The organism is Pseudoflavonifractor sp. HCP28S3_F10 (genome assembly GCF_052065415.1).
Classification (GTDB): Bacteria; Bacillota; Clostridia; order Oscillospirales; family Oscillospiraceae; genus Pseudoflavonifractor_A.
In genome coordinates this window covers 58028-77056 of record NZ_JBQHUB010000005.1, presented here as the reverse complement: position 1 = coordinate 77056, position 19029 = coordinate 58028, and the positions used below count along the sequence as shown (strand labels likewise).

The following is a 19029-nucleotide window of genomic DNA, read 5'->3' as shown; positions in this document are numbered from 1 at the left end:
GGACGGACGATATACGGAAAAAGGGCGGAGCCGGATCTACCGGCACCGCCCTTGCGTTATTTTACTCTGGGAAGCGGGAACTTGATCACATTCCCGCACTCCTCTGCCCATTCCAGCAAAGAATTTACCCCGCAGCGGGTCTCTTCATGGGCCTCTTTCAATTCGGACAGGTCCTCTTTGACACCGGCCAGGTCCTCTTTGACACCGGCCAGGTCTTCTTTGACACCGGCCAGGTCCTCTTTGACACCGGCCAGGTCTTCTTTGACACCGGCCAGGTCTTCTTTGACACCGGCCAGGTCTTCTTTGACGCCGGCCAGGTCCTCTTTGACACCGGCCAGGTCCTCTTTGACGTCGGCCAGGTCCTCTTTGACGTCGGCCAGGTCCTCTTTGACGCCGGCCAGATCTTTCTGCATCGCAGAAAGCAGTTCCAGAATCTTCTCTTCATTGCTCATCGGCCACACCCCTTATTGCTATTATACGGTCCGGATATCCCGCTGTCAAGGCGCGCAAAAGGAGCGCACGGCAGTTTGACCTGAGCCGGGGCCTGCTACAGGGTGAACTCCACCTTGACTACCTTGCCCAGTACTTTGATACGTGTCTTTTTCAAATCGTATATCTGGGGCTGGTGGACAGGGTTGGTGGATTGGGGCATGAGGGTGACAGTACTGTCGGTGGCGTAAAAACGCTTGACAGTAGCGTCATCGTCGTCCACCAGTACCACGGCCACCTCGCCGTTTTCCACCTCGTCCTGCCGGCGGACCACAATGAGGTATCCGTCGTTGATGCCGATGGCGTTCATACTGTCGCCGCTGACCCGGAGGGCGAAATACTCTGCGCCGCCGTTCAGGTCGGTGAAGGTATATCCCTCGATGTTCTGTTCGGCATAGATGGGAAGGCCCGCCGAGATGCGCCCCAGAATGGGGATACGGTGGGGCTGATAAGGGAGAACACCGCCGGGCAGAGGGGATTCATCCAGCCCCAGAAGATAGGCGGGCGTCGTGTCCAGCGCGGCGGCCAGCCGGTCCACCGTGGACTTTTTCAGGTTGACCACCCGCCCACTCTCATACTTGTGGATGGCGGCCTTTTGTACGCCGACCCGGGCGCCCAATTCCTCCTGAGAGAGCTTGGCGGCCAGACGAAGCTGTTTGATCCGTTCTCCGGTAGTCACAGGCAAACATCCTTTCCCATTAAAGTGTCTTGATTATACTATAAATGGTCCGGAATAGCAAGAAAAATATCTTGACAAGACACGAATAAACTGTTATACTCGTAGTATCTCAAAAAGATACCAAAAGAATAAAACAACTAAGCCCGCAGTATGAAAACATTTGTGGGCAATTAATAGCCTTAAATATATCTTAAAAAGATACAAAAGGAGAATGAAATGGCGACCTTGCAAGAACTGGCTGACAGCTACACGGAAACAGCGGCCCGGCTCCGTCTGGCGATCCGGGCGCTGGAGGAGGAGAAGTGCAATATGGATCCTCACCGGCGGAATGCGGCGGAGCACGATCTGCGTCTGCTGCGGCAGATGCTGCGGGAGACCCGGGAGGTGGGGGAGGTGGTACGGCATTACTATGACCGGACTTACTGGCACAACCGGAGGTACACCTTCTGATCTTGCAGCAGAGTATCAGGCCACGCTGGAGCGGCTGCGAAAAAAAGAGCAGATGCTTTTGGCGGCGCTGGGGGAGAAAATCCCTCAGCCTCCTGAAGCGGCGGTTTCCCTCTCAGGGGATATGAAGTCCGCGAAGACGGGGGAGAGACGCCCCGAAGGGACAGAGGGCATTTTTCACAAGCCTCCGCCGCACCAACTGCGTTATGAGCTGAGTCTGGTGCGTGAGATGATCCGGGACATCCGGGCCGCTCTGCGGCAGCTGCAGCCCCGGCACCGTCCGCCGGGGCGCCGGTGGAGCAGCCTGGATGGGCAGCGCTGGCAGTGGATGGAGAAGCAGAGCTGGGACCGGCTGGAGTCCTGGGACCGGGACAACCGGGAGCAGCGGAGCTGGATGCAGGCGGTGTTGGACGACGGTACCGCCGAGATGACATCCCGGCAGCGGCAAGTATTTTCCATGCTCTACCGGGAAGGGAAACGGCCCCTGGCGGCGGCAGAGGAGCTGGGAGTGGATCCCTCCACGATCTACCGCACTGCCCGGCGGGCCATCGAGAAACTGCGGCGGTATGCTGAGGCCAGGGAGCTGGTGCGTACCTGCGCCCGGGAGGACGGCTCCATCGACTTGAGGCGGGTGGTGGCTGAGACCGCCTTCCTTACCGCTCGGCAGCGGCAGGTGCTCCTGCTCACTCTGGAGGGACTCAACCAGACCCGGATCGCGGCAGAGCTGGGAGTGGACCCATCCACTGTGGGACGCACTCTGCGGAGGGGAGAGACACGGCTGAAAAAACTGACCCATTATCTGAGCAGCCGGGAGCTGCGGGAACTGCGGGACCACAGGATCCGCCGGGAGGGGTTGGACTGGCGGCGGAGTTGTAAGGAGCTCTCTGCCGAATATGGGGTGAGCCTGTGGGTGATCTACCGGCTCACCGCGGGCACACGGCGGTGGGAGGGACTCACTGCCCTGCAGTACGACGTCTGGACCAGGACGCGGGCGGGAGAGTCCCCCGCCGCCATCGCCGCTGCCCTGGGGATGGATGTGAGGAACGTGTATCAGGTCCTCAGCCGGATACGCAGGAGACAAAAAGAAGCCCCGCTGATCGGAAAGGGATCGTCCGGCGCGCTATCCGCGTTCTGAGACTGCCCTGCGGCAGGAAAGGGACGCCCCGTTCGGGGCGTCCCTTTCACATTTATCCGGAGAGAAACGGTCAGCCGGTAAAGATGACCCGCACCTTGGCGTCATTGCCCAGGGTCCCGCTGTAGTAGACGGTGAAGGTTCCGGTATAGGCCCGGGCGGCCGGGAGAGTGGTCCACTGGCCGGAGTCGGCGTTATAGACCTGTACCTCATCGCTGATGGGTACCCGGACGCCGTTCAGGACCACCGCATCCTCGCCGTCAAAGGCGGAGCCGCTGACAGCCGTCACCTTCTCCAGCGTGATCACCCCGGCGGTTTTCCCATCGCTGGTGACCGCCAGGCCGCCCACAGTTTTGTTGCCCACCGAACTGCCGGTGATATAGGCTTGGGAGGTGCCGCTGCTGTTCTCTACCGAGAGGGTGGCGTTGGTCACCTGCATGTTGCCGGCCCCTTCGGTCCTGGTGCCGGTATGGAGGATACCGTAGGTATAGGCGTCGCCGGTCACGTCATTGAGGACGAGCACATTGACCCGGCCGTCGCTGTCGGTGCCTGCGTAGGCGATCCCGGAGGCGGGTACGGTGCCGGAGAGGATGTCTTTCAGTTCCACCTGTACAGCGGCGCCCTTGCCCACGCGGTCATAGACCGTTACGTCATCGGACAGGACCACGCTGCCCAGGGTGCGGGCGGCGACATTGAGGACTCCGGATACCGAGCCGCTGCCGATGGAGGAGAGGGAGATGGTGCCGATACCGGAGGAGGAGACCCGGACCAGATCGCCCGCTGAGACCGACAATCCGCTGCGCTTGCCGGAGACGGTCAGCCCGCTGAAGAGCTCCACCCGGCAGGTGTCCCCGGCGGCGGTGACCAGGCCCACCATCTGGGCGGTGCGCTCACTGGGGGAGCAGGCGTAAGCTACCTCCCCGGCGCCATTGAGGACTACGGTGATCCGCTGGCCCACTTTGAATGAGCTGAGACTGCTCACAGCGCTCTCATCCACCTCCAGCGTCAGGCCCAGCAGGGTGATGGAGTCGGGGCTGGCAGTGTTGGGGCTGGCGCTCTCGTAATAGCCGGTGAGGACCGTGCCGCTGTACCGCTCCGACTCTGAGGCAGTCACCAGGTCGATGGAGCCGGAGGAGGAGTAGAACAATGTGACGGTGCTCCGGCCCTCCAGCTCATACCAGCTGCTGCCGTAGGTGGCAGCCGTATCGTCCAGCACCAGGGCCGCGCCGTTGGGAATGGTCCAGGTCCGGCCGCTGGTGTCGGTCAGGCTGCCCGCCTGGGCGGAGGAGAGGGAGAGGGTCCTGACCGTGCTGTCATCGGGCAGGAAGCCGGTGACCTTTCCGCTGCTGTCCAGCAGAAGGGTGCCCCGCCGGTTCACCAGAGCGTCGGGGATGGCGGAGGACTGCTCATACCAGGTCAGGCCGGACTTCCCGGCGTAGACCTGGGCGGTGTGGAGGGCGCCGTCCCCGGCCTCGGCGTCATTGGAGAGGACCACCGCGTCCTCCACCGTGCCGGCGGCCAGAGCGGAGATGTAGTCCCTGCCGTCCCTGGTGGTCCCGCGGAGCATCCGGTAGAGGAGAAGAGCGGCCTCGCCCCGGTCAATGGCCTGGCTGCCGGTCCTGGAGATGCCGTCGGTCAGGCCCAGGGCGGCGGCTTTCTCCATGTAGTCCTGGGGCCAGAAGGGGCCCACGTTATCGGTGGAATAGCCCATCAGGCGCAGGACAATGGTGACAGCCTGGCCCATGGTGACCGGGTCGTCAGGGCCGAAGGTGCCGTTGCCGTAGCCGCTGACCAGCCCCTCGCTCTGGGCCAGGTTCACATAGGGAGCGGCCCAGTGGGAGGCGGGCAGATCGGAGAAGAGCGTGCGGTAGGCACTGCCCCGGACCTGATCGCCGTGGCCCTCGGCCAGCACGGCCAGCACACAGAACTGGGCCCGGGTCAGGGCGGCGGAGGGGTGGAAGCTTCCATCGGAATAGCCGGACACGATGCCCAGCCCGGAGAGAACGGCCACCGCCTCGGCGGTGTCGGGGTCGCTGACGTCGGAGAAGGTTTGGGCGCCTGCCGCCGTCCCCGCCGCGCCCACGATGCCCAGGCAGAGCAGCAGGGCCAGCAGCCCGGCCAGAATACGATTTTTCATGGGACACACCTCTTTCATTATACTAAAACCTAATAAAAAACTTGAAAAGCTTTTTATAGCGCGAAGCGCGTCAGGTTTTTATGAGACGCGGTATCATGCGGCACGCATGATACCAGTGCGCATGGCGCACGGAATTTCAAATGAAAGCATTTAATTTGAAATTAGTATTAGTCGGCCCGCAGGGCGTCCACGGGCTGGAGGTTGGACGCCTTTACGGCGGGATAGATGCCAAACAGGATGCCGATGACCACCGAGAAGGTGAAGGAGCCAAGGGTCACCAGAGCGTTGGGCAGCAATATCAGGTCATACATGGCTTTCCCCAGAATAAGGGACAGGGCAAAGCCCAGCGCAATGCCGATGAGACCGCCCATGCCGCTGAGAATGGCGGCTTCCACCAGGAACTGGGAAATGATCTCGCTGCGGGGCGCACCGATGGATTTTTTGATGCCGATCTCCCGGGTGCGCTCGGTGACGGTGACCAGCATGATGTTCATAATGCCGATGCCGCCCACCAGCAGGGCGATGGAGGCGATGCCTCCCAGCACCACGCTCATGGAAATCATTTCCTCATTGCTCTCACTCATGGCAGAGTTGCCGTTCTCCAGGGTGTATTCGCCCACGCTGGAGCTGACCAGACCGGACAGATAGACCTCCAGCCGGGACAGGACGGTCTCCACATGGGCAGAGGTGTCCACCTTCACGGTGATCTCGGTCACATCGGCAGTCTGGAGGAGCTCACGGTCCAGGCTGTAGGGGACAGAGAGCATGTCGTCCATGGAGTCCTCCTGTCCGCCGTCCTTCTGGTAGTAGGTACCCACCACAGTAAAAGGGATGCCCCCCAGGGTAACGGTCTGGCCGATGGGGTCGGTGTAGGGGAAGAGGGAGTCGGCCACATAGGAGCCCAGGACGCAGACCTTGCTGCGCCGCTGGATATCAAATTCGCTGATGTCCCTGCCCGACTCCAGCACATAATTGCCGCAGACCGCGAACTGGTCGCTGCCCAGATAGACAGTGCTGCTTTCCAGTGTGGCGGAACGGTATTTCACCGGCAGGGAAGTGGAAGCAGAGGGGGAGACCCCCTCCACCATGTCTCCCAGAGTAGTGTTGCCATACTCGTACAGGGCGGAGTATACGTCCACCGCCCGGGTACGGTCGTACCAGGTGACGCTGACATTGACTTTGTTGATGCCCAGCTTCTCATAGTAGGCGGTGATGTCCGCGTTATAGCCGGACACCAGGGCGACCAGCACCAGCACGGCGGCCACGCCGATGATGATGCCCAGCATGGTAAGGAAGGAGCGGGCCTTTTTCTCCCGGATGGAGTCCAGAGCCATTAAAACAGCATTCATGGATCACGCGCCCTCCAGACCGCCCAGAAGTTTCCCATCCCACCGGCTGTCGTGGATGATACGCCCGTCCATCACCCGGACGGTGCGGCGGGCCTGGGCGGCGATGCCGTTGTCGTGGGTGATGAGGATGACGGTGGTGCCGCCGGCGTTGAGCTCCCGCATGAGGGAGAGGACCTGGGCGCCGGTTTTGGAGTCCAGTGCGCCGGTGGGCTCGTCGGCCATGAGAATGGGGGAGCGGGTGGCGATGGCCCGGGCAATGGCCACCCGCTGCTGTTGGCCGCCGGAGAGCTCGGAGGGACGGTTTTCGGCCTTGGAAAGGATCTCCACCCGCTCCAGTGCTTCCATGGCCCGCTCCCGCCGCTGAGAGAGCGGGACCTTCTGGTAGAGCATGGGCAGCGCCACATTCTGCCAGACGTTAAGGGAGGGGATCAGGTTGTAGCCCTGGAAAATGAAGCTGATCTGACGGGAGCGGATGATCTCCAGGTCACGGCGGCTCTTTTCGCGGATGGGCACGCCGTCCAGAAAATAGTCCCCATAGGTGGGCACATCCAGGCAGCCCAATATGTTCATCATGGTAGATTTGCCGGAACCGGAGGTGCCGATGATGGCCACGAACTCCCCCTGGTCGATCTCCAGAGAGACGCCGTCCAGGGCGTTGACCTGATTCTCCCGGCCCTCGCTGTAGATCTTATAGACCTGATCGAGCTGGATGAGACTCATGCCGCACCTCCTAACCCATGGGGCCGCCGCTCATGCCGCCCATATTGCCGCGGCCCATGCCGCCCATATTACCGCCGCCCATGCTGCCGCCGGGCATGCCGCCGCCGAAGTCGGGAATCTGGCCGTTGGGGAACTCCTGCTGTGACTCATCCCCCTGGCTGGTACTGTCGCCGCCGGAGGGGGCAGACTGCTGGTAGCGGGTAAAGACCACATCGCCCTCCTCCGCGCCGGAGAGGATGCGGGCGTACCGGCTGTTGGACTCGCCCACTTCCACGGCAACGGCGTAGAAGCCGTCGGGCAGATCCTCCACGTCCAGGGCGTTTTCCGGCCGGGCGTCCGACTGGATGTACAGGCAGGTCTGGCCGTCCTCCGTCCGCTTCAGGGCGGAAATGGGAGCCAGCAGCCCCTCGGAGGTGTCACCCACCTGGATGGAATAGGATACATTGACGCCGGCGGAGAGGGTACCGTCGCTGGGGATCTCGATGGTGATGGGAAAGTAGGCCACACCGTTGGTGTTGGTGGCCTCATAGCTCACTGCCGTGACCGTGCCGGTGAAGGACTGGTCGCGCTGGCTGCTGGAGCCCGAGCGGGAAATGGCCACCTCCATGCCGGTCTGTATGTGCTCGATGTCCAGCTCGTCAATGTTCACCATGATCTGCATGGTATCCATATTATAAAGGACCACGGCGGTCTGACCGGCCTGACGGGGCTTTTCCCCCTCGGTGATGCCTACCTGGATGACCTTGCCTGAGATCTCGGCGGTCACGGCGTAATCGGCCCGCTTCTCCTCGGTCTCTGCGATCTGCTCCTGGTAGTCGGCGATGCGCTCCTGGGTCTGGGTGATCTTGTTTTGGGCGCTGGTGAGCTGGTCTCGGTAATCGCTGCCGTCCAGTACAAAGAGGGTCTGCCCGCTGGTGACGGTGCCATAGGCCACCGGGACCACCTGGGTCAGTTCTCCGGAAGCCTGGGCAGTGAGGGTCTTGCTGGCGTTATACTCCAGAGCGCCGGAAATGGCGGAGCACAGCTCTTCGCCGGTGGGGGAGAGGACATAGGACGCGCAGGTCATCCCCTCGGTGAGGGCGCCGGGATTGTCCACGGTGATGGTGACGGCGAAGCACCTGGTGCCCTCGGTGGTGTAGCGGGAGACCTTCTGCACGTCGGTAACGGTACCGTCCAGGTTGAGCATCAGGCTGGCCACGGACACCTTGGCCGCGGAGCCTACGCGGATCTCGTCCTCATAGGCGTAGCTGTAGTACTCGGTGAGCTTCATCTTACTGTCGTCCACCAGAACGGCCAGCCGGGTCCCCCTTTGGACCTCGTCGCCGGTCTCCACGTCCACCTGGGTGACGGTGCCCGAGAAGGGGGCGGTGACCGTCAGGTTGGACAGGGTCTTCTGCAGGTCGGAGAGCTGGCTTTGGGCGCTCTCCAGGTCATCCTGCAGGTCGGAGATCTGGTCCTTGTAATCGCTGATCTGGTCGTCCAGCTCCGAGTCATCCTGCTCGTAGAGCAGGTCGCCGGCCTCCACGGTGTCGCCCGCCGAGACGTAGACCTTGGTGATCTGCGCGGTGGAGGCCACCGTGACGCTCTGGCTGTCAGCCGGCAGGGTGACGCCGGTGCCCTCGATGGCGGTGGCCAGACTGCCGGAGGTCAGGGTCTCGGTAAGGACGACGGCCTCCTCGCCGCGGAAGAAGAGCCAATAGATCCCAAACGCCCCGGCGGCCAGGACGGCCAGGACAAGGAAAAGGATCACGATACGCTTGATGGGCAGAGAGCGGCGGGGCCTGGGCGCCGCCGGGACATCGGAAGTCCCTTTTGCTGTGAGGTGCATGACATCAGCCTCCTGTGCCAGATATTTCATGGCACAGTATAAAAGGGAAAGCTGAAATTGCCCTGAAAAAGATGCGGCCAATTGTGAACGGGATGTAAATTCCTCCGGGGCATGAAAAAGAGGCGCGCCGTCAGGCGCGCCTCTTCATCAGAAAGCGGATCTATTATCTTCTGTTGGCAAAGCAGTCGCTGCAGTACACAGGACGGTCCTCGCGGGGCTGGAATGGAACCTTGCAGGGCTTGCCGCACTCGGAGCAGACGGCGTCAAACATCTGGCGCTCGCTGGAGCCGCCGCGGGCGGCCTTGCGGGCGTCACGGCAGGCCTTGCAGCGCTGAGGCTCATTCTGGAAGCCGCGCTCGGCGTAGAACTCCTGCTCACCGGCGGTGAAGACGAACTCCTGACCGCAGTCCTTGCAAACGATAGTCTTGTCAGTATACATGTTGTACCTCTTTTCAAAAGATATGCCCAGTCCGGACAGTATTTTAAGTATAATCCACCGGGAACGGACTGTCAATGAGAACTTGAAAAGAAATTGGGATAAAACACGGCCGGAAAGCACTCAGGACAGCGGGCCGCCCACCAGAGAGCGCATCTCCTCCCTGAAGGAGACGGCACGGGTGCGCGCGATGAGCTCCTGCTGCCGCTCCGGCGGCAGCGCGCGGAAGGCGCGGAAGGCGGCCCGGTTCTGCATCAGGGCCATGCCGAAGCCCAGGGGAAGGTCACGGGTCGGATCCATGGTTTTATCACCTCAGTTACAGTATGGCAAAAAAGAGTGGAACTATGTGGAGGAGAAGCAAGATTTTTCACCCAGATAGCGGGATAAAAGAAGAGGAAAGGAAACGCCTCCAAAAAGATTGTGAAAAAAACTACAAAAAACTGCGCTCTCTTTCTTGACAATACGGAAGGAAACTGTTATCTTTTTGTGTGGCAAGATGTGCGTGGCGGGAGAAATTGGGGATATTTTGGCCATTTTCCAAACCAACGGGTCTTGCTTTTGGTATGTGGAGACAGGCGGCGGGCCGTCCGCCGCGGAAAAGAGACGAAGGGACCATATGCCGCCCGGCAGCATCGGAGAGGCATGGAGTCCCAACGTCGGAGGAAAGGAACGATTCGGTATGGCTAAAATCGTGAGAAAGAAGGTCCTCAATCCCAGCGTGACCCTGCTGGAGGTGGAGGCCCCCCTGATCGCCAAAAAGGCGCAGGCCGGCCAGTTCATCATCCTGCGTCTGGATGAGGAGGGCGAGCGCATTCCCCTGACCATCGGTGACTTTGACCGGGAAAAGGGGACTATCACTATTATGTTCCAGAAGGTGGGCCTGACCACCGAGCTGCTGGGCGACCTGAACGAGGGCGACAGCATCCGCGACTTCGTGGGCCCCCTGGGCCAGCCCACCCGTCCCGAGCTGGGCGACGTGAAGCGGGTGTGCGTGGTCGGCGGCGGCGTGGGCTGCGCCATCGCCTATCCCCAGGCCAAGCACCTCCATGCCGAGGGCATCGAGGTGGACGTCATTGCCGGCTTCCGTTCCAAGGATATCGTCATCCTGGAGGACGAGTTCAAGGCAGCCTGCGACAACTTCTACCTGACCACCGACGATGGTACTTACGGCGAGAAGGGCTTCGTCACCGACAAGCTGAAGGCCCTCATCGAGTCCGGCAAGCAGTACGACGCTGTCATCGCCATCGGCCCCGTGCCCATGATGAAGTTCGTGTGCAAGACCACCGAGCCCTTCGGCATCCGCACCCTGGTCAGCCTGAACCCCATCATGATCGACGGCACCGGCATGTGCGGCTGCTGCCGCGTCACCGTGGACGGCAAGATGCGCTTTGCCTGTGTGGACGGCCCCGACTTCGACGGCCACAAGGTGGACTTTGACGAGCTGATGAACCGTAACTCCGTGTACCGTGAGCGCGAGGCCCAGGAGAAGGAGCGCCACGACTGCCGCATGGAGAAGCTCGCCAAGAACATGATCCGCTAAGGGAGGTAGACGAAAATGCCTAACATGAGTATGACCAAGAACCCGATGCCGGAGCAGGCCCCCGACGTCCGTAACCATAACTTTAAAGAGGTGGCCATGGGCTACACCGCCGAGATGGCCATTGACGAGGCCAAGCGCTGCCTCAACTGCAAGAACAAGCCCTGCGTCAGCGGCTGCCCCGTGAACATCCGCATCCCCGAGTTCATCGCCAAGGTGGCCGAGGGCGACTTCCAGGGCGCCTATGACGTGATCACCAGCACCAACGCCCTGCCCTCCATCAGCGGCCGCGTGTGCCCCCAGGAGACCCAGTGCGAGTGCCACTGTGTCCGGGGCATCAAGGGCGAGCCTGTGGCCATCGGCCGTCTGGAGCGCTTTGTGGCCGACTGGTACCGCGAGAATGTCAACGCCATGCCCAAGAAGCCCGAGTCCAACGGCATCAAGGTGGCCGTGGTGGGCTCCGGCCCCGCCGGCCTGACCTGCGCCAGCGACCTGGCCAAGAAGGGCTATCAGGTCTCCATCTTCGAGGCCTTCCACACCGCCGGCGGCGTGCTGGTCTACGGCATCCCCGAGTTCCGTCTGCCCAAGGCCATCGTGCAGAACGAGGTGGACAAGCTGGTGGCTCTGGGCGCCGATCTGGAGACCAACGTGGTCGTGGGCCGCACCTATACCATCGATGAGATGTTCGAGGACGGCTATCAGGCCGTGTTCGTGGGCTCCGGCGCCGGCCTGCCCATGTTCATGGGCATCCCCGGCGAGGCTCTGGCCGGTGTGTACTCCGCCAACGAGTACCTGACCCGCGTCAACCTGATGAAGGCCTACCGCGAGGGCTATGACACCCCCATCAAGAAGAGCCAGGCCGTGGCCGTTGTGGGCGGCGGCAACGTGGCCATGGACGCCGCCCGCTGCGCCAAGCGTCTGGGCGCCAAGGTCTACGTGGTCTACCGCCGCGACGAGGCCGCCATGCCCGCCCGTAAAGAGGAGATCCATCATGCCAAGGAAGAGGGCATCGAGTTCCTGTTCCTCAATAACCCCGTCAAAATCCTGGATGACGGCCACGGCAAGGTCCGCGCCATGGAGTGCGTGAAGATGGAACTGGGCGAGCCCGACGCTTCCGGCCGCCGCCGTCCCGTGGAGATCCCCGGCTCCAACTTCGAGCTGGAAGTGGACACCGTCATCATGTCCCTGGGCACCAGCCCCAACCCCCTGATCCGTTCCACCACCCCCGGCCTGGACGCCAACAAGAAGGGCTGCCTGGTGGCCGATGAGGAGACTATGGCCACCAGCCGCGAGGGCGTGTACGCCGGCGGCGATGCCGTCACCGGCGCGGCCACCGTCATCCTGGCCATGGGCGCCGGCAAGAAGGCCGCCGAGGCCATGGACAAGTACCTGCAGGAGAAGTGCGGGAAGTAAGCGCTCCTTTCACTCATATAACAGACGGACACGCCGCAGACAGAGGTCTGCGGCGTGTTTTTGCAGGGAGGAACAGCAGCGATCTTCCAATTTAACAGGAAAACCGGCGGGTTTTGCATTGAGTATCCCGGCGCGATATGCTATAATCACCCATGTATGCATATACTGAAGTCAGAATGAGCCAGACCTTATGATATAGAGGTGTGTTATGAACGTATTGGTTTTGGCCGGAGGACTGAGCATGGAGCGAAACGTCTCCTTCTCCTCCGGCGCGATGGTATGCGAGGCGCTGCGGAGAAAGGGCCACAACGTGGCATTGGTGGACCTGTATCTGGGACTGGAGGGCTATGAGCATCCCATTTCGGAGCTTTTCCGCCTGCCGCCGCCGCTGCCTGACAAGAATATCAAGGAGGAGGCGCCTGATCTGGACGCCGTCCGTGCCGCCCGCCGGCTCAAGAGCGACAGCCTCTTCGGAGAGGGCGTGCTGGCCGCCTGCCAGATGGCCGACGTGGTGTTCAACGGCCTGCACGGCGAGTGCGGCGAGGACGGCCGGATCCAGGCCGCCTTCGACATGATGGGCATCCCCTACACCGGCTCGGGCTACCTGGGCAGCGCCATCGCCATGGATAAGAACTATACCAAGAGCCTGGCTGCCGCCGAGGGCATCCTGACGCCCCATTGGAGAACGGTCCGCCTCACCGAGCGGGACATCGCCCAGGTGGAGGAGAGCGAGCCTCTGCCCTGCGTGGTGAAGATCCCCAACGGCGGCTCCTCAGTGGGCGTGTTCATCTGTCATACCGGAGAAGAGCTCCATGCCGCCCTGCGGGAGAGCTGCCGCTACGCCGACCGGGTGCTGGTGGAGCAGTACATCGAGGGCCGGGACTTTTTCTGCGGCGTGCTGGAGGGGGAGAGCCTGCCCCCCATCGAGGTCATCCCCAAGAGCGGTTTTTACGACTATAAAAACAAGTATGTGGCCGGCGCCTCGCTGGAGGTCTGCCCCGCCCAGGTGGATGGCAAGGCCGAGGCCCAGATGCGCTCGGCGGCCCGCCGCATCCACGAGCTGCTGGGCCTGACGGCTTATTCCCGCAGCGACTTTGTGCTGGACAAGGAGGATCGCCCCTGGTTCCTGGAGGTCAACACCCTGCCCGGTATGACGGACACCAGCCTGCTGCCCCAGGAGGCGGCGGCCGCCGGCGTGGACTACGACACCCTGTGCCAGAAGATCATCGACGCCTCCCTGGAGGCCCGGAGAGAGAAAAAATAAGAGGACCGAGGGTCCATGGAGGAAGATTCGATGGAAGCCATCACCGTACGCGAGATCATGGAGGTCGTGGGCGGCCATATGCTGGGCGATTATACCGACCTGGACCGGGAGATTACCCGGGTGGAGACCGACAGCCGCACCATCCATGACGGCTCGCTTTTCGTGCCTCTGTCCGGCGAGCGGTTCGACGGACACGCCTATATCAATTCCGCACTGGAAGGGGGCGCCGCCGGCTGCTTTACCCAGCGGGAGCGGGAGAGCTACCTGCCCGGCAAATTCTACATTAAGGTGGCCAATACCAGCCGGGCCCTGCGGGACCTGGCCAAGCACTATAAGCAGAAGTTCAATATCCCCTTTGTGGCGCTGACCGGCTCGGTGGGCAAGACCACCACCAAGGACATGGTGGCCGCCGTACTGGGGGAGAAGTTCAACGTCCTCAAGACCGAGGGCAACCTGAACAACGATATCGGCGTGCCCATGACCCTGCTGCGGCTCACGCGGGAGCATGAGATCGCCGTGCTGGAGCTGGGCATGAACCACGCCGGGGAGATCGATTACCTCTCTGACATCGTGGAGCCCGATGTGGCCCTCATTACCAACGTGGGCGATTCCCACATCGAGTTTTTCGGCTCCCGGGAGAACATCCTCAAGGCCAAGAGCGAGATCTTCCACCACGCCAAAAAGGACTGCTTCGTGGTCCTCAACGGCGACGACCCGCTGCTGCGCTCCCTGGCCCCCGCGCTGCCCTATGAGACGGTGTGGTGCGGTTCCGGCGAGGGTCTGGACTACCGGGCCGGCGATGTGGTCAGCGACGGAAGCAGCCACATGACCTGCCGGGTGACTACCCCCCGTATGGACTGCCGGGTGGAGATCCCCGCCCTGGGCGAGCATATGATCTATCCCACCCTGATGGCCATGGCGGTGGGCGAGCACTTTGGCCTGAGCCAGAAGGAGATTGTGGACGGCGTGCTCCACTTTGCCCCCACCAAGATGCGGATGGACATCATCCACCGGGCCGAGGGGATCACCATCCTCAATGATACCTACAACGCCAATCCCCAGTCCATGCGGGCGGCGGTAGGGGTGCTGTCCAATGCCAAGGCTGAGTACAAGGTGGCAGTGCTGGGCGACATGTTCGAGCTGGGTCCCCTGGCTCCCGCCCTTCACGCCGGCGTGGGCGAGTACCTGAGCAAGGTGGGCGTGGACTGCCTGGTGGCCGTGGGCGAGCTGGCAAAGCACATCTACGACGCGGCCCGGGCCGGCGGCGTGGCCGAGGCCTACTACTGCCCCGACAAGGAGAGCGCCCACCAGGTGCTGGACGCCGTGGTGCGGCCGGGCGCCACCGTTCTGGTGAAAGCCTCCCGCGGGATGGCCTTTGAGGACCTGGTGGAATATCTCAAGAGCATTACCAAAGAGGCGTAAGAGAAGGAAAAGCAGGCCGCGGACGCCCTCAGAAGGAGTCCGCGGCCTTTTGAGACTGCGCCGCGCCCCATCCGGGACGCCGGCGCACGGCAGAAGGAGAACACGAGCATGGAACTTTGCATCCATTTTACCGCCCTGCCCGAGGGCATGGACCTGGAGCGCATGAAAAAAGAGGTGGCCTTTGTCCTGGAGGAGGACGGCTGGCTCACCGGCTCAGGCAGCGACGGCGACCGGAGCTGGCTGGAGCTGGAGCTGGAGGACGAGCGGGCCAATCCCAAGTACGGCATCATGGCGGTGCGCAGCTATCTGGAAAAGGCCCATTTTCCCGCCGATACCACCATTGAGCTGGCGGGGATGGAATCCCCCATCTACGGGTAAGGGCCGCCGTACCCGGGAAATCAGGTGACAGGATTTGATCACACAACGTTTGAGTGCGGAGGAGATCGCCTCCGCCGCCGCCATCATAAAGCGGGGAGGCCTGCTGGGCATCCCCACCGAGACGGTATACGGGCTGGGGGCCAACGGCCTGGACCCGGAGGCGGTGGCCCATATCTTTGAGGCCAAGGGCCGCCCCCAGGATAACCCCCTCATCCTCCACATCCCCTCCGCCGACTGGCTGGAGCGGTACTGCCAGGCCGTGCCCGAGAGCGCCTACCGCCTGGCGGAGCGCTTCTGGCCCGGCCCCATGACCATGGTGCTGCGGCGCAAGGCCGTGGTGCCCGACGTGGTCACCGCCGGACTGGACACGGTGGGCATGCGCTGTCCGGCCCATCCGGTGTGCCGGGCCATCCTGGCGGCCGCGGACGTGCCGGTGGCCGCCCCGTCCGGCAATACCTCGGGCCGGCCCAGCCCCACCAACATGGCCGACATGCTGGAGGATATGGACGGGAAGATCGACGGCATCGTGGACGGGGGGAGCTGCACCGTGGGCGTGGAGTCCACCATCATCGACCTGACCGTAACCCCGCCCCGGCTGCTGCGGCCCGGCGGGATCACCCTGGAGCAGCTCCGGAGCGTGCTGGGGGAGGTGGCGGTGGACGACGCCGTCCTCCGCCCCATGGGGAAGGACGAGCATCCCCGGGCCCCGGGCATGAAGTACCGCCACTACGCGCCCAAGGCGCCGGTGACCGTGGTGCGGGGAGAAGCGGCCGAGGCCGCCCGCACCATCCGCCGCCGCATCGGGGACAGGGACGGGGTCATCTGCTTTAACGAGTTCCGTCCGCTGTTCGAGGGCCATCCTACCCAGTGCATCGGCCCGGCGTCCGACCCGGAGGAGCAGGCCCGGCGGGTGTTCGACGCCCTGCGGGCCTTCGACCATACCGATGTAGCCGCCATCTGGGCCATGTGTCCCGACGGGAGCGGCATCGGGTTGGCGGTCTGCAACCGGCTCAACAAGGCGGCCGGCTTCCATATCATAGAAGCGGACGGAGGAACCGCCGAACAGGACTGATGAGGAGACAGACATGATCGATATATCGGTATCCGGCCTGGTAAAGGAATTCGAGGTCGGCACGAAAATTTTAGACGGCCTCACCTTCCAGATCGACCAGGGGGAGCGGGTGGGCCTGCTGGGCCGCAACGGCGCGGGCAAGACCACCCTTTTCAAGATCCTCACCGGAGAGCTGGACTACGACGAGGGAGAGGTGGCCATCGCCCCGGGCAAGGGGATCGGCCTGATCTCCCAGATCCCGGTGTATCCGCCGGAGTACACGGTGTACGACGTGCTCCAGACCGCCTTTGAGCGGCTCCACGCCATGGAGCGGGAGATGGCGGAGCTGACTGAGCGGATGGCCCATGACAGCGACAGCGCCATCCTGCGCCGGTACGATAAACTCTCCGCCGCCTTTGAGGCGGCAGGCGGCTACGACACCGACACCGAGCTCAATAAGGTCTGCAACGGCCTGCTCATCTCCCAGGACATGCGCGGCCAGCTCTTTTCCTCCCTGTCTGGCGGAGAAAAGACCCGGGTGAACCTGGCACGGCTCATTCTGGAAGACACCGACATCCTCCTGCTGGACGAGCCCACCAACCACCTGGACCTGCGGGCCACCGAGTGGCTGGAGGAGTACCTGGACAGGTACAAGGGCACCGTTCTGGCCATCTCCCACGACCGCTGGTTCCTGGACCGGGTGGTGAAGCGGGTCATCGAGATCCAGGACGGAAAGGCCGAGTTCTACCCCGGCAACTACAGCTTCTACGCCGTGGAGAAGGAGCGGCGGTACGAGGAGAAGCTCAAGCAGTACGAGAAGGAGCAGGCCAAGATCGAGCAGCTCCAGACTGCGGCGGATAAGCTCCACCTGTGGGCCTTCATGGGCAACGACAAGCTACACAAGCGGGCCTTCTCCATGGAAAAGCGCATCGAGCGTCTGCGAAAGACCGACAAGCCCAAAAAGGAGCGGCGGCTGGATATCCGCTTCGGCGAGCGGGACTTCCAGGGCGACGAGGTTTTGTTCATCAAGGGACTGGAGAAGGGCTTTGACGGCCGCACCCTGTTCCGGGACGTGAACCTGCTGGTGGAGGGGGGCGAGCGCATCGCCCTGCTGGGGGACAACGGCACCGGCAAATCCACCTTCATCAAGATGATCATGGAGGAGGAGCTGCCCGACAGCGGCAAGATCCGCCGGGGCCCTACGGTGAAGATCGGCTATCTGCCCCAGATCATCCACTTTGACCGGCCGGAGCGCAACCTGGTGGACACCATGCTCTACGCCCAGGACTGCACCACCCAGACCGCCCGGAACCGGCTGGCCTCCTTCAACTTCCGGGGGGAGGACGTGTTCAAGCCGGTGTCCGCCCTGTCCGGCGGCGAGCAGAGCCGCCTGCGGCTGTGCATGCTGATGGACGACAAGATCAACCTGCTCATTCTGGACGAGCCTACGAACCATCTGGACATCGCCTCCCGGGAGTGGATCGAGGAGGCGGTCACCGACTACGAGGGGACGCTGCTCTTCGTCTCCCACGACCGCTATTTCATCAAACAGTTTGCCACCCGGATCTGGATGATCCAGGACGGGCATATCATCGACTTCCGGGGTACCTTTGAGGAATTCCGGGAATTCCAGGAGCGGCAGAAGCAGCTGGAGCTCGCAGCTAGGGCCGCGCCCGCCCGTCCGGCGGCGGGGAAGAAGGAGCCTGCACCGGAGCCACCTGCCAAAAAGCGCACCGGCGGCACCAAGATGCTGGAAAAGCAGGTGAGCGCCGCCGAGCGGGAGGTGGCCAAAGCGGAGGAGCAGCTGGAGACCCTGAGCGCCCAGATGGAGGAGGCCGCCACCGACTACGTGCGCCTGCAGGAGCTGTGTGAGCAGAAGGAGGCGCTGGAGGGGGAGCTCTCCGCCCTCTACGAGAAGTGGGAGGAGCTCTCTGCCGCCCTGGAGGAGGCTCAGTCGTGAGCGGGGGTGCGCGGAAGGCGAGCCCGTTCGTCTTTCTGCCCGCGGCGCTGCTGGCCGCGGCTGCGGTGCTGACGTATCTTTTCGCCTCGGGGGCTTTCCGGTTCATCGGGTTGGTGCTGGGGGCCTTCGCCGTTCTGGCGGCGGTATGGGGCCTCTCCTGCTGCTGCCCGCCCAGGGCGCGGCGTGCTCTGCGCGCCGCTGTCGCAGCCGCGATTTTGCTGGCCTGTATGGCCTTCGGCGTGCTGGAGGGGCTGGTGCTCTCAGGGGACCGCAGCGAGATCAGGGGTTCTCCGCAGATCATGGTGATCCTGGGGGCCCAGGTCAAGCCCTGGGGCCCGTCAGTGCTGCTCCAGGACCGGCTGGACACCGCCCTGGACTATCTGGAGGACCACCCGGAGATGACCGTGGTGGTTTCCGGCGGGCAGGGCCGGGACGAGCATATCTCCGAGGCCCGGTGCATGTATGACTACCTCACCGCCCACGGTGTGGACGGCGGCCGGATTTTGATGGAAGAGCAGTCCCACAACACCTGGGAGAACCTGAACAACACCTTCGCGCTTTTAAAGCAGGGGGAGCACCGGGAAGAGATGGGGCAGATACTGGTGGTGTCCAACGGATTCCATCTGGCCCGGGTGCGGATGCTCTTTGGCCGGGTATGGGAGGGGACGTATCAGCTCTCCACCCTGGCAGCCCCGTCCAGCCATCTGCCCTCCCGGGTGAACAGCTACGTGCGGGAGGCCCCGGCCCTGCTCAAGTCCTGGCTGCTGGACCGGTGAGCCATTGAAAC

At 62.9% G+C, this 19029-nt stretch carries 18 protein-coding genes; 10 read left to right on the top strand and 8 right to left on the bottom strand.

The window, feature by feature from the left end; genetic code table 11:
- Window positions 1-56: 56 nt before the first annotated feature.
- Both ACTNBZ_RS04025 and ACTNBZ_RS04020 read right to left on the bottom strand, forming a co-directional pair.
- Window positions 57-452 carry a hypothetical protein gene (locus ACTNBZ_RS04025; RefSeq protein WP_441208410.1) on the bottom strand — a complete coding sequence of 132 codons (396 nt, stop codon included), beginning with the start codon at window positions 450-452 and terminating at the stop codon, window positions 57-59.
- Window positions 453-547: 95 nt separating this feature from the next.
- Window positions 548-1168: a LexA family protein gene (locus ACTNBZ_RS04020; RefSeq protein WP_441208409.1), complete on the bottom strand. Its 621-nt coding sequence runs from the start codon at window positions 1166-1168 to the stop codon at window positions 548-550.
- Between the two features lie 216 nt (window positions 1169-1384).
- Here ACTNBZ_RS04020 and ACTNBZ_RS04015 point away from each other — a divergent pair, with 216 nt between their 5' ends.
- Together ACTNBZ_RS04015 and ACTNBZ_RS04010 are read left to right on the top strand one after the other, a co-directional pair.
- A complete protein-coding gene (locus tag ACTNBZ_RS04015) occupies window positions 1385-1618 on the top strand; it encodes a hypothetical protein (protein ID WP_441208408.1) in 234 nt (77 codons plus the stop codon).
- Between the two features lie 226 nt (window positions 1619-1844).
- Window positions 1845-2750: a sigma factor-like helix-turn-helix DNA-binding protein gene (locus ACTNBZ_RS04010; protein ID WP_441208458.1), complete on the top strand. Its 906-nt coding sequence runs from the start codon at window positions 1845-1847 to the stop codon at window positions 2748-2750.
- Window positions 2751-2820: 70 nt separating this feature from the next.
- Here the strand turns inward: ACTNBZ_RS04010 and ACTNBZ_RS04005 are convergent, their stop codons facing one another.
- The 6 genes from ACTNBZ_RS04005 to ACTNBZ_RS03980 all read right to left on the bottom strand — a co-directional run bounded on the left by ACTNBZ_RS04005 (window position 2821) and on the right by ACTNBZ_RS03980 (window position 9517).
- A complete protein-coding gene (locus ACTNBZ_RS04005) occupies window positions 2821-4884 on the bottom strand; it encodes an S-layer homology domain-containing protein (RefSeq protein WP_441208407.1) in 2064 nt (687 codons plus the stop codon).
- Window positions 4885-5051: 167 nt separating this feature from the next.
- Window positions 5052-6233 (bottom strand): ABC transporter permease, encoded by a 1182-nt coding sequence (locus tag ACTNBZ_RS04000; protein ID WP_441208406.1) that lies wholly within the window; start codon window positions 6231-6233, stop codon window positions 5052-5054.
- A 3-nt stretch (window positions 6234-6236) separates the two neighbouring features.
- Complete coding sequence (locus ACTNBZ_RS03995) at window positions 6237-6953, bottom strand: ABC transporter ATP-binding protein (RefSeq protein ID WP_441208405.1); 717 nt, start codon at window positions 6951-6953, stop codon at window positions 6237-6239.
- Between the two features lie 10 nt (window positions 6954-6963).
- Window positions 6964-8781, bottom strand: a complete 1818-nt coding sequence (locus tag ACTNBZ_RS03990) for an HlyD family efflux transporter periplasmic adaptor subunit (protein WP_441208404.1) — start codon at window positions 8779-8781, stop codon at window positions 6964-6966.
- Between the two features lie 163 nt (window positions 8782-8944).
- On the bottom strand, window positions 8945-9220 hold the full coding sequence (locus ACTNBZ_RS03985; protein ID WP_441208403.1) for a zinc-ribbon domain containing protein: 276 nt from the start codon (window positions 9218-9220) through the stop codon (window positions 8945-8947).
- Window positions 9221-9340: 120 nt separating this feature from the next.
- The gene (locus ACTNBZ_RS03980) at window positions 9341-9517 is read right to left on the bottom strand and encodes a hypothetical protein (protein ID WP_441208402.1); all 177 of its coding nucleotides are present in this window, start codon (window positions 9515-9517) and stop codon (window positions 9341-9343) included.
- Between the two features lie 379 nt (window positions 9518-9896).
- On the opposite strand from ACTNBZ_RS03980, the gene ACTNBZ_RS03975 reads away from it, so the two are divergent.
- From ACTNBZ_RS03975 to ACTNBZ_RS03940, 8 genes are all read left to right on the top strand, one after another.
- A complete protein-coding gene (locus ACTNBZ_RS03975) occupies window positions 9897-10757 on the top strand; it encodes a sulfide/dihydroorotate dehydrogenase-like FAD/NAD-binding protein (RefSeq protein WP_441208401.1) in 861 nt (286 codons plus the stop codon).
- Window positions 10758-10772: 15 nt separating this feature from the next.
- Entirely contained in the window at window positions 10773-12167 is a 1395-nt protein-coding gene (gene gltA / locus ACTNBZ_RS03970) for an NADPH-dependent glutamate synthase (protein WP_441208400.1), read from the top strand.
- Between the two features lie 208 nt (window positions 12168-12375).
- Entirely contained in the window at window positions 12376-13431 is a 1056-nt protein-coding gene (locus ACTNBZ_RS03965; RefSeq protein ID WP_441208399.1) for a D-alanine--D-alanine ligase family protein, read from the top strand.
- Window positions 13432-13461: 30 nt separating this feature from the next.
- A complete protein-coding gene (locus ACTNBZ_RS03960; protein WP_441208398.1) occupies window positions 13462-14853 on the top strand; it encodes a UDP-N-acetylmuramoyl-tripeptide--D-alanyl-D-alanine ligase in 1392 nt (463 codons plus the stop codon).
- 108 nt (window positions 14854-14961) lie between these two features.
- Window positions 14962-15231: a hypothetical protein gene (locus tag ACTNBZ_RS03955; RefSeq protein WP_441208397.1), complete on the top strand. Its 270-nt coding sequence runs from the start codon at window positions 14962-14964 to the stop codon at window positions 15229-15231.
- A gap of 34 nt (window positions 15232-15265) precedes the next feature.
- Window positions 15266-16303: an L-threonylcarbamoyladenylate synthase gene (locus ACTNBZ_RS03950; protein WP_441208396.1), complete on the top strand. Its 1038-nt coding sequence runs from the start codon at window positions 15266-15268 to the stop codon at window positions 16301-16303.
- A 13-nt stretch (window positions 16304-16316) separates the two neighbouring features.
- Window positions 16317-18242 (top strand): ABC-F family ATP-binding cassette domain-containing protein, encoded by a 1926-nt coding sequence (locus tag ACTNBZ_RS03945; protein WP_441208395.1) that lies wholly within the window; start codon window positions 16317-16319, stop codon window positions 18240-18242.
- Window positions 18239-19018, top strand: coding sequence for a YdcF family protein (locus ACTNBZ_RS03940; protein WP_441208394.1), 780 nt, complete (start codon window positions 18239-18241; stop codon window positions 19016-19018). The genes ACTNBZ_RS03945 and ACTNBZ_RS03940 overlap by 4 nt, the downstream gene beginning before the upstream one ends.
- Window positions 19019-19029 lie beyond the last annotated feature (11 nt).

Coding starts and splice junctions, on each gene's coding strand:
- ACTNBZ_RS04010 (WP_441208458.1), top strand. CDS start 1,845: ATGATCCGGGACATCCGGGCCGCTCTGCGGCAGCTGCAGCCCCGGCAC.
- ACTNBZ_RS04005 (WP_441208407.1), bottom strand. CDS start 4,884: ATGAAAAATCGTATTCTGGCCGGGCTGCTGGCCCTGCTGCTCTGCCTG.
- ACTNBZ_RS03945 (WP_441208395.1), top strand. CDS start 16,317: ATGATCGATATATCGGTATCCGGCCTGGTAAAGGAATTCGAGGTCGGC.
- ACTNBZ_RS04015 (WP_441208408.1), top strand. CDS start 1,385: ATGGCGACCTTGCAAGAACTGGCTGACAGCTACACGGAAACAGCGGCC.
- ACTNBZ_RS03965 (WP_441208399.1), top strand. CDS start 12,376: ATGAACGTATTGGTTTTGGCCGGAGGACTGAGCATGGAGCGAAACGTC.
- ACTNBZ_RS03985 (WP_441208403.1), bottom strand. CDS start 9,220: ATGTATACTGACAAGACTATCGTTTGCAAGGACTGCGGTCAGGAGTTC.
- ACTNBZ_RS03980 (WP_441208402.1), bottom strand. CDS start 9,517: ATGGATCCGACCCGTGACCTTCCCCTGGGCTTCGGCATGGCCCTGATG.
- ACTNBZ_RS03995 (WP_441208405.1), bottom strand. CDS start 6,953: ATGAGTCTCATCCAGCTCGATCAGGTCTATAAGATCTACAGCGAGGGC.
- ACTNBZ_RS04025 (WP_441208410.1), bottom strand. CDS start 452: ATGAGCAATGAAGAGAAGATTCTGGAACTGCTTTCTGCGATGCAGAAA.
- ACTNBZ_RS03960 (WP_441208398.1), top strand. CDS start 13,462: ATGGAAGCCATCACCGTACGCGAGATCATGGAGGTCGTGGGCGGCCAT.
- ACTNBZ_RS03990 (WP_441208404.1), bottom strand. CDS start 8,781: ATGCACCTCACAGCAAAAGGGACTTCCGATGTCCCGGCGGCGCCCAGG.
- ACTNBZ_RS04000 (WP_441208406.1), bottom strand. CDS start 6,233: ATGAATGCTGTTTTAATGGCTCTGGACTCCATCCGGGAGAAAAAGGCC.
- ACTNBZ_RS03975 (WP_441208401.1), top strand. CDS start 9,897: ATGGCTAAAATCGTGAGAAAGAAGGTCCTCAATCCCAGCGTGACCCTG.
- ACTNBZ_RS03955 (WP_441208397.1), top strand. CDS start 14,962: ATGGAACTTTGCATCCATTTTACCGCCCTGCCCGAGGGCATGGACCTG.
- gltA (WP_441208400.1), top strand. CDS start 10,773: ATGCCTAACATGAGTATGACCAAGAACCCGATGCCGGAGCAGGCCCCC.